At 61.0% G+C, this 9,295-nt stretch carries 10 protein-coding genes; 2 read left to right on the top strand and 8 right to left on the bottom strand.

Annotation, left to right across the window (positions count from 1 at the left end; translation table 11 throughout):
• Positions 1 to 20: 20 nt before the first annotated feature.
• From BEN49_RS08070 to BEN49_RS08040, 8 genes are all read right to left on the bottom strand, one after another.
• Positions 21 to 329: a transposase gene (locus BEN49_RS08070; protein WP_070742528.1), complete on the bottom strand. Its 309-nt coding sequence runs from the start codon at positions 327 to 329 to the stop codon at positions 21 to 23.
• 33 nt (positions 330 to 362) lie between these two features.
• A complete protein-coding gene (locus tag BEN49_RS30895) occupies positions 363 to 524 on the bottom strand; it encodes a zeta toxin family protein (RefSeq protein WP_083325905.1) in 162 nt (53 codons plus the stop codon).
• Positions 521 to 721, bottom strand: coding sequence for a hypothetical protein (locus BEN49_RS08065; RefSeq protein ID WP_070742527.1), 201 nt, complete (start codon positions 719 to 721; stop codon positions 521 to 523). The genes BEN49_RS30895 and BEN49_RS08065 overlap by 4 nt, the downstream gene beginning before the upstream one ends.
• 188 nt (positions 722 to 909) lie before the next feature.
• On the bottom strand, positions 910 to 1,542 hold the full coding sequence (locus tag BEN49_RS08060; protein ID WP_070742526.1) for an MOSC domain-containing protein: 633 nt from the start codon (positions 1,540 to 1,542) through the stop codon (positions 910 to 912).
• 72 nt (positions 1,543 to 1,614) lie between these two features.
• Positions 1,615 to 2,493 (bottom strand): alpha/beta fold hydrolase, encoded by an 879-nt coding sequence (locus BEN49_RS08055; protein WP_070742525.1) that lies wholly within the window; start codon positions 2,491 to 2,493, stop codon positions 1,615 to 1,617.
• A 93-nt stretch (positions 2,494 to 2,586) separates the two neighbouring features.
• Entirely contained in the window at positions 2,587 to 3,171 is a 585-nt protein-coding gene (locus BEN49_RS08050; RefSeq protein ID WP_070742524.1) for a TetR/AcrR family transcriptional regulator, read from the bottom strand.
• Positions 3,172 to 3,403: 232 nt separating this feature from the next.
• Positions 3,404 to 5,056 carry an IS1182 family transposase gene (locus BEN49_RS08045; RefSeq protein WP_070742523.1) on the bottom strand — a complete coding sequence of 551 codons (1,653 nt, stop codon included), beginning with the start codon at positions 5,054 to 5,056 and terminating at the stop codon, positions 3,404 to 3,406.
• A 175-nt stretch (positions 5,057 to 5,231) separates the two neighbouring features.
• Complete coding sequence (locus BEN49_RS08040; RefSeq protein ID WP_083325904.1) at positions 5,232 to 7,637, bottom strand: alpha-amylase family glycosyl hydrolase; 2,406 nt, start codon at positions 7,635 to 7,637, stop codon at positions 5,232 to 5,234.
• A gap of 399 nt (positions 7,638 to 8,036) precedes the next feature.
• Between BEN49_RS08040 and BEN49_RS08035 the strand changes: the two genes are divergently transcribed.
• Positions 8,037 to 8,345: a transposase gene (locus BEN49_RS08035; protein ID WP_070742521.1), complete on the top strand. Its 309-nt coding sequence runs from the start codon at positions 8,037 to 8,039 to the stop codon at positions 8,343 to 8,345.
• A gap of 15 nt (positions 8,346 to 8,360) precedes the next feature.
• On the top strand, positions 8,361 to 9,221 hold the full coding sequence (locus BEN49_RS08030) for an IS3 family transposase (protein ID WP_083325903.1): 861 nt from the start codon (positions 8,361 to 8,363) through the stop codon (positions 9,219 to 9,221).
• Positions 9,222 to 9,295 lie beyond the last annotated feature (74 nt).

The raw sequence follows: 9,295 nt of genomic DNA, 5'->3' as shown, positions 1-9,295 counted from the left end.
AGCAATGAAAGCGAAGCGTTTCATCGGCCCGTCGGTTGTGAAAATATGGTCAGCGCTTTTTTTAAAATATCGCGCTCCATTTCAGCACGGGCCAATTGGACCCGTAACTGCTTGTTTTCCTGCGCCAGGGCTTCGCTGCCCGCTGGGCGGGCAGCTTGGGTGCGAGCCGCCCGCACCCACTTGCCCAACACGGCCTCGCTCATGCCTAGCGCCTGCGCTACGCGTGTCGTCGCCTGGCCGTCCTGCGTTACGCGGCGGACTGCCTCGGCTCGAAAGGCCGCGTCATACTTAGTTCTCGGCCGTTTGCCAGCTGGTTTATCTGCTTCCATGACAGGGGAAAGTTACTTTCTCCGTGTCCATTTTTACCCGACCATCTCAAACTGAGGGTGCTGCTGCTGGAGCACATCGCCGTTTACCTGCTCGATGGGCTGTTGCGCGGTTTCCAGAAAGCGCGCAAACAGGGTCGATTTTCCCGCGCCGTTTGGGCCGCCGAAAAGGTGTAGGACGGGCGGTTCTGGGCTCATTTACCGCTCACCACCGCTTGTAAATGGGTCGTTGGCAAGGCAACGTCCACGGATTCAGCGGCTGGCACCGAAACCGAAAGCTGGGAACTACCGCTACCCTTAGCGGCTGCGGCTTTGGCCCGCACCTTCGCCAGATTGTCGCGGCGGAACGCCGGGGTGTCTATTGTCGTCAGGAAAGTGGTCAGTTCGGATTCCATCACCAAAAGCTTTAGTGCGCGGCTAAAACAAAGATACCGCCGGGTTCGTGTCAAAAAACAAAGCTCTTATCCCCTACCGCCTTGCTTCTTACGTGGTCAAAAGTTTGGTCCAAAAGCTAAACGGGTTCCCCAGGTGGACAGTCTCCGGTTTAAATTGACCTTTCTTCTACCGGAAACGCACTCCTTCCTCAGCGGCCGGTAAGTTGCCGACGCACTTCGGCCGGCAGATGCGGAAGGGCCAGCACTTCGGCCAGCCGGCTCGCGTCGACCGTGCGGGCCGTTAGCACGTGCGAAAGGTCTTGAATGGTGACGGGGGTCGCCGCCGCTTCGAGCAGGGTGAGCGCGTCGCCGGCCTGAACCGTGCCCGGCTCCTCGACCCGGAAATAAATGCCGGGGTGGCCGGCCCGGGCAAAGCGGGCGGCCATGCCCGCGTCATCAAAGCGGGCGTTGAGCTTGTAGCAGGGTTGCCGGGGCTGCACGGCCCGCAGCCGGGCCGTGCCCAGGCCAAACACGTCGCCCACGCGCACCGCGGTTTCGAGCAAGCCCTCCGTCGTCAGGTTTTCGCCGAACAGGCCCGGGGTCCAGTCCGTCCAGGCGGGCAGCCGCGTCCGCCAAAGGGCGTAGTGGGCGGCGTCGTAGGCATACACGGCCTTGTCGGAACCGCCGTGCACGCTTAGGTCGGCCTGCTCATCGCCCGCGAGGTTGACCCCGGCCAGGGCCACCGGCCCGGTCACGGGCTGCTTGAAAATGGCGGTCCTGATTTCGCGGCCGTTCCAGGTGAGGACGCGGGGCCGCCCGACGTTGACGGAGAGAAGCTGCATAAGGAGAAGAGGTAAATGAGGGGAAAACTGGGGCCCACCGAGGGCGCAAGGGCGGCAGATTCGTTCCGCACCCTACGCCGAAGCCGGCACCGACGCCAGGAACGCGCGGATAAGGCCGGCGATTTCGACCACGTGCGTTTCGAGGGCAAAGTGCCCGGTGGGCAGCAACTGTACCTGGGCGGCGGGGTTGTCGCGGCGGTAGGCGTGCGCGCCGGCGGGTAGGAAAAAGGGGTCGTTTTCGCCCCACACCGCCAGCGTCGGGGGGCGGTGGGTACGGAAATAGTCCTGAAAGCGCGGGTACAGCGCCACGTTGCTTTGGTAGTCCCGGATGAGGTCGAGCTGCATCTCGTCGTAACCGGGGCGGCTCAGGCCCCAGAAGTCCAGCGCGGGCGCCTCGGGGGCCAGCTGCGTGGGGTCGGGCGTGCCGTGGCGGTACTGCAACTGGGTGGTGTCCCAGGTGAGCATCTGGCGCATCGCGGCGCGGTTTTCGGGCGTGGGGTCCTGCCAGTACGTGCGGGCCGGGTCCCAGCCGCTGCTCAGGCCTTCCTCGTAGGCGTTGCCGTTCTGGGTGATGAGGGCCGTCACCCGCTCGGGATGCGCCACGGCCAGGCGCAGGCCCACCGGCGCGCCGTAGTCGAAAATGTAGAGCGCGTACCGGGCCAGCCCCAGCGCCTGCGTAAAGCCGCCAATGACGTCCGCCAAGTGGTCGAAGGTGTAGGCAAACGCCGTGGCGGGCGGCGAGGTGGTAAAGCCAAAGCCCGGCAGGTCGGGCGCGACCACGCGGTAGCGGTCGGCCAGCAGCGGCATCAAGTCGCGGAACATGTGCGACGAGGTCGGAAAGCCGTGCAGCAACAACAGGACCGGCGCCTCGGCCGGGCCGGCCTCGCGGTAAAACAGGTCGAGGCCGTTCACGGCAACGGTGCGGTAATGAACTTGGGTTTGCGTGTCCATGAGTGAAAAGAGGAAATGAGGTGAAAAAATGGGAAGGGCATTGATGGCCCATACGCGATAACTGTACCGAGCAGTACAGAATAAAGCAAAAAATTAGGCGAGCACAGCTAGCTGTAAATCAATGAGTTCGCGGAGCTGTGCGTTATCCGGGTAGAGGCGGCGGGTAATGCTCAGGCCGTTCCACAACGTCAGCAGGTGCCGGGCCAGCAGGCCGGCGGCGGTCGGGTTGGTGAGCTGGCCCGTGGCCTGGGCTTGCCGAATGACCGTGAAAAACAACGCTTCCAGTTTTTTCAGCAGTAGCCCGGCAGCCTGTTGCAGTTGCGGGTCAAGCGAGGCCATTTCCATCACCGTATTGCCCAGGTAGCAGCCCCGTTCATGGGCCTCTGGCGCGGCGGTGGCGATGCGGCGAAAGTAGTCTTTGAGCACTTCCAGCGGCTGCGCACTGGTCGCGACCAGTTGCTCCAACTGGCGCAGGTTGTCGCGGTGAAATTGCTGCACCGTTTTGGCAAACAATTCCCGCTTGCCGCCCGGAAAGGCCAGATAGAAGCTGCCTTTGCCAAGGCCCATGGCCGCCAGCAGCTCCTCGGTAGAGGCGGCGGAGTAGCCGCGCCGCCAGAAAACGCGCTGCGCCCGGTCAATCACCTCGTGCTCGTCAAACGTTTTGGGCCGTCCAGTCATGATGCGTGCCGGGGGAGAAGCAATATTGTACCAACTGGTACAAATGTAGGAATAAAAAGCTTGGCAACCGCTGCTCCGCCAATTTTCACGGGCGCTGCCCAGTCAACGCCGAGCACCTCGCTCAACGCCTCCCCCGGGCAGGTTTCCCAGTGCGGTTGATGAGTTGGGCGCTGTTCCAATCCAGCCACCTGCGGGGTTCTTGTTGCAAAAGGATACTGTTGGCGAATTGGTTTTAAGCCCTTGCTGGCGGAATCAATCGCTCGAAGGCGGCCTGACGGGTCTGGGCTAACGGCACTTCGTTTAACCAGTTTACGATGCGCGACAGGTTCATCGCCGCGGCGATAAAGACGTGCTGCAAATGGGTTTTGGCCAGGCCCACGTAGCGCGAGCGGCGCAGGCCAAACGCTCGGACCCCTTGCGAGAGGGTGCCTTCAATGCCCGCGCGCTGATTATAAAGCAGCGGCCAGTCCGCCTGACTATCGCGCACGCGGGCCGCTTGCAAGGCCTGATAGGGTGCGTCGGCGCGCAGCTTAATGGCGCGGCGTTTCATGCGCGTACACTGCGCGTGCACGGGGCAGGGCCCACAGTGCTTGCGGGAGAACTTGATGAACACGCGGGGCTGGCCTTTTTCCAGCGTGTGAATCCAGGACTGTGACGGATGTCCCTGGGGACAAGTGGCCTGCTGCGCGTCCCAGTCCACGTGGAAATCCGCCGCCGCATAGCCCTGCCCCGCCAAAGCTTGCCATTGCTGGTCTTTCCGGGCAGGCCCGACTAACTCCACGTGATGGCGTTGCTGACTCTGGACGAGCAGCTCGGCGCTCACGTAAGCGGTGTCGACCAGCTGCTGCGATGGGAGTAACGACCTCTCAGCCAGTCCTTGCTGAATGTGAGGCAAGGTAGTCGAATCTACCTCCGTGCTGACGGTCGTGGCGACCTGCGTAATCAAATGCGGTTGGTCGGCTTCGCAGGTTTCGCTCAAATGGACTTTATAGCCCACCCACGTCGTGGTGCGCTTGCGACTAAAGCGGGCTTCCAAATCATAGGGAGAGCTGATGAGCTGCGCGGAGGGGGGTACTTCTCCTTGGTTCTCCACGCGCCAGCTGAGCTGGCCCTCCACCACCTGAAACTGCTGGAGCCAGATTCGGCGCAAGCTATCGATCGCCGGCAGCTGCCACAGCAAAGCGGCCTGTTCATCCCGTTCTACTTGCTCCAGCAGCCACCAGCCGTCCTGCCCGACTTGCTGGGTATAGGCTTCCCGCTGGGGTTTGGTGTGTGGCAGGCGGTACTCCTCGGCGCGGGGGCCGTACCGGGCGGCCCACCCCGGCTGAAGATGGCGGGCCAACCAGTCGGGCAGCAGCGTGGCCAAGCTATTGAGGGTGAAGCGCATCGTCTCCGCCACACACTCTAGGCGGTTCATATCCCGGACCCGGGCTAGCACGTGCGTTGAGTCCATGCGCTGTTCACCCCCGGCTTTGAGCCACTGCTGGTCCTGGCAACAGACCAGCAGGTGGCTAAGGAGCCGTTCCTGGGCCTTGCCGGCCACCAACCGTTGACGAAATTCAGAGAGGACGCTAAAATCAAACCCGGCATCGGTCAGCTCCAAGCCCAGCAGGTACTTCCAGTCGATGCGACTGCGCACGGCATCGGCGGCTTGGCGGTCGGAGAGATTCTCGGCGAATTGCAACAGCGTCACCAGCGCTAACTGCCAGGGAGCCTGGGCCGCTTGCCCCCGCTGCGGAAACAGGTCGGCAAAGAGGGCATCGTCATGCAGCGTGCCCAAGGTATCGCGCAGCAGTAGATAGTGGTTGCTGCGCGGGAATGCTGCCTGCGCTATCTGGCGCGTTTGGGGCGGAACAGGCGTGCTGGGTTGAGGGTGCAGGCTCATGAGCAGAGGCGGTTAAGGTGCCTCCGAAAATAGCCTCTTTATCCCCAAATGAATTCGCCAACAGTATCCCGTTGTAACAAGAACTTCCTTTACCGCTAGCTCGTCCCCTTAGGCGTCCTGGTAGCCGCCATCTGCTACTTACGGCATTTTTTTGTTCCATAGCAACAGCCCCCAGTTACTCCATTGCCACGTGTTGGCTAAGCCGTAGCTCCGGCACGCGCAGCTGGTAGAGTCCGGCATTCAGTGACCGGGGGCCGTTCAGCATCAGCCTATTCAGGCCAGGGGTCAGTTGGGCGGTTTGCGCGTGTACTAAGCGTCCTGTTAAATCATACAGCTGCACCGTTACGAGCTGGGCGGTGGGCGTCTGAATTGTGAAGGCAATGGCATCGGCCGTGATAGGGTTCGGGAAAATATGCAGGGCAACTGCTTCAACCGCCTCGCTGCTAGGAGTAGTAGCAAGCGGGGTGCTCTCGCGGTTGGCGATGGCCCCAACTACCACGGGGGGCGGGGTATAAGTTACTTTCAGGTTGCAGCGCTGCCCAGGATTAGTGACCATGCTATTTTTGACTTTGAGTAGGTACCAGCCCTCGGCGGTAGGCGTGTAGGAGCCGTTGAGCGCACCCGTGCCACTGACACTATTCAGGGAAGTTCCCGCGTTATCAAATACGGTCACCGTCAGGTTGCGGGTGGCGTCGTTAGGGTAGAGGGTGTAGCTGATGTTTTTATTGGCCCCTACGTAGATGCGGCCTGCCGTGCGGTAGGCGGTGGAACCAGCGGGCAGCTGTCCGCCCTGGCCGAGCGAGCGGCTGTCGGAGTCGCCCAGGTCATCGGCTAACTCCCACTCCTGAGTAGTGGCGCGGCCGGTGAGGGTGTAGTTGGTCACGGCGTTGACCGGCGCCCACACCGAGTAGCCCCGGCGGCCGCTGGCGGCCGTGCCGTTGCAGGGTGGCGTATTAATGCTCACCGTTTGCGTGGCACTAACGGTGACCGTGGCGTTGCCATTGGCCCCGGAGTAGTCCTTGAGCACGGTGCCCGCCGGGAAGTCGCAGCTGATGGTGACGTTCTGCCAGGTATCCCAGTTATCACTAATGCCGATAATAGCTGTGGTGCTCCGTTCGATTATCAGGTAGTCGTTGGCTTGGTAAGGCACCTTGTACGCCCCGTCTTTGAAGTGCAGGTTTTGGTGGCACCAAATCAGGTTTTCGATATCGGAGCGGGTAGGTAGGTCAGTAGCGTTGCGGGGGTTATGGGTAAAGCGCTTGCCGGTGGTACCGATGTTGAACAGATCTTCGAAGAAAATCTGGGGCGAGCCGTCCACGGCCAGGGCCACGGCGTAGGCGGCCGAGAGGCGCGGGTCGGAGGGGTCGATGTGCGGGTACAGCTCCCCGCCGGTATCCCAGCCAGTGTAGTTGCCGCTGGCATCTACGGTGGGCCGAAAGGTGTCGTGGTTGTTGACTAACGGCACCGTACGATGCACGGTGGTCCCGTTGATGGTGACCACACGGGTGCCTTGTTGATAGCTAGGCAGCGAGCCGATATTAAAGGCCCCATTGCCTTGGATAAGCGCGAGCAGGCCGCCGCGCAGCGAAAAGTCAAAGGTGCCGGCGCGGTTGTTCACGTTGGCTACCCACTGGTCCATCTGGGCCGCGGTAGCTTGGGCGTATTCACCTACGGCAAACATGGTCGCGCCACCGCTGGCCCAATCGGCGCTATTTTGCAGGCTGTTGAGAAAATCATCAGTGGCAAAGTCTGGGAACAGCTTCACCGCGTCGAGGCGCACGCCGTCGAAGCCCACCTGCTTTTTGTACCATACCAGCCAGCCCCGGGTGCTGTTGCGCATGTAGTCGCTGGCTTGCCCAGGATTGTACGTGGCGTTGGAGCTTTGGCCGTAAGAGCCAGGATAGTAGCTTATATCGGGGCCGAAGTAGGGGGCATTCCAGTCGCCGGTAATGGTATTGTTACCGGGGTTGGGATTGAAATTCTGCCAGTTTTTAGCGAACCGACCCGTGCGGGCTAGGTAGTTGGCGGCCGTTTCGCTGCTGGCCGGCGAGGTGTAGCTCACGTAGCGAAAGTTTTTCATCCGGTTGGTTTTACCATCGTCTGCGGCGGCCGGGTCCTGGCCCCCGGTGTTGTTGTCGTCCGAGCCGGCCCCGTCGAGATGGTTGAGCACAATGTCCTGCACCACATCAATGCCGTTGGCGTGCAAAATGGCCACGGCCCGTAGCAGCTCATCCTTCGTGCCCGAGTTGGTGCGCAGCCGGCCGTGCTGATACTTGTCGCCGAGGTCATAATTGTCGAAGGGTGAATAGCCATTTGAATAAACGGTGTTAGTCGGCATCCGCGTTTTCAGGTTCGGGGGTATCCACACGGCGTTGATGCCTAGGGCCTTGAGGCGCGGGGCCAGGTCAGCGACGTAATTAGCCCAGCCGTTGGGGTAATTGTTGTTTTGGTAGTTCCACCAGAACCCTTCTAAGATAACTTGTTGCGCCCGCGTCGCCGTGGCGCTAAAGCCGATAAGCAGAGCTACGATTATTAGCTGCCGGCGCACGGTGGTCAAAAGAGTAAACCCTGTTTTTTGCATGGTGGGTGGGAAGGAGGAAAGTGAGGGAAGCGCTTTCAGCCAGGGCTGAATGGCGCAAAGGAAACCTACCCGTTCCCCATTTCACATTCATCAAATATCCATCAAGAAAATAATACGGGACTTGTAGCCTAATTATCTGATTTAAAAATAATTAGGCACTCGGCTTAATTTATAAAATCAAACCACATTTCTCTTTATTTGGCCTAGCTGCGGTTGCATGAAGAGCACTTTCGGCCGGTTTAAGCTCACCCTAATTAAGCTGGACAGTTTAAGGAGTCAAGTTGAAGAAGTTGTTGATGAGTAAGATAGGGTATCTGGTAGTTGATGCTAGTTACATAAGCGCCCCTACTGAGGTGGTCGGGTAAAAGTGGACACGGAGAAAGTAACTTTCCTCCTGTCATGGAAGCAGCAATACCAGCCGGTAAACGGCAGCGAACAAAGTACGATGCGGCCTTCCGGACCGAAGCGGTCCGCCGCGTAACGCAGGACGGGCAGGCGGCGACGCGCGTAGCGCAGGCGTTAGGCATGAGTGAGGCAGTATTGGGCAAGTGGGTGCGGGCGGCCCGCAGCCAGGCCGCTCGTCCAGCAGGCAGCGAAGCGCTAGAGCAGGAAAACAAGCAGTTACGAGCCCAATTGGCCCGTGCCGAAATGGAGCGGGATATTTTAAAAAAAGCGCTGACCATCTTTTCGCAACCGACGGGCCGATGAAGCGCTTCACGTTCATTGCGTTACAGGCCCCCTGCTGGCCCGTGCGGCACCAGTGCTACTAGTACCAGTGGCTACTACGCGTGGTGTAAGCTTGCACCCGTGCTGACAGACGAGCCAGCACTTCCCGCCTGGCAAGTGGCAGCCCAGCGTGTCTTCTCCACTCAGGCCGGCCGCTATGGTCAACGCCGGCTACGGGCCCAGTTGCGGCGCGAAGGCCACGTGGTGGGCCACCAGCGTTTGCGCGGCTGGCTCAGCGCCAGCGGCTTACGGGCCCTCTATACGCGCGCGAGCACCCGGCCGCCGCGCACTACCCAGGCCGACCCACAGGCCATCGCCGCGGCCAATAAGCTCGCCACCTGGCCCGCGGCCGCCGCCTCCAACCAAATCTGGGTGGGCGACATCACCTGCCTGGCCCTGGCCACGGGCCACTGGGCCTACCTGGCCTGCTGGCGCGACGCCTTTTCCCGGCGCGTGGTGGGCTGGCACGTGAGCGAGTCGCTGCATACAGACTTGATTCTGACCGCTTTTAAGCAGGCCGTGGCCGTCTGCCAGCCCCCGCCCGGCCTGCTCGTGCACGCCGACCGCGGCAGCCAGTACACCAGCGAAGCCTTTACCCAGCTCCTATACCTTACCCAGGCCATTGCCAGCCTGAGCCGGCCCGGCAACCCCTACGACAACGCCCTGGCCGGGAGCGGCTGGAGCACACTCAAAACCGAGCTGCTGCCCCGAGGGTCCTGCTTTGCCGACCTGGAAGAAGCCCGCTTAGAACTGGCTGAGTACCTGGACCATTACTGCAATACCCAGCGGCTGCATTCCGCCCTGGGCTACTGCACCCCACTCGAAATCGAACTCCACTATCTTTTCAACCTACCTTAGCTCGGTGTCCGTTTCTACCCGACCACCTCATACTATTGAAAAGAGGGTACCCTATCGAGGCACCCTCTTTTCAA

It is taken from the genome of Hymenobacter coccineus, from assembly GCF_001816125.1.
Lineage (GTDB): Bacteria > Bacteroidota > Bacteroidia > Cytophagales > Hymenobacteraceae > Hymenobacter > Hymenobacter coccineus.
This window is presented reverse-complemented; position numbering and strand designations above follow the sequence as displayed.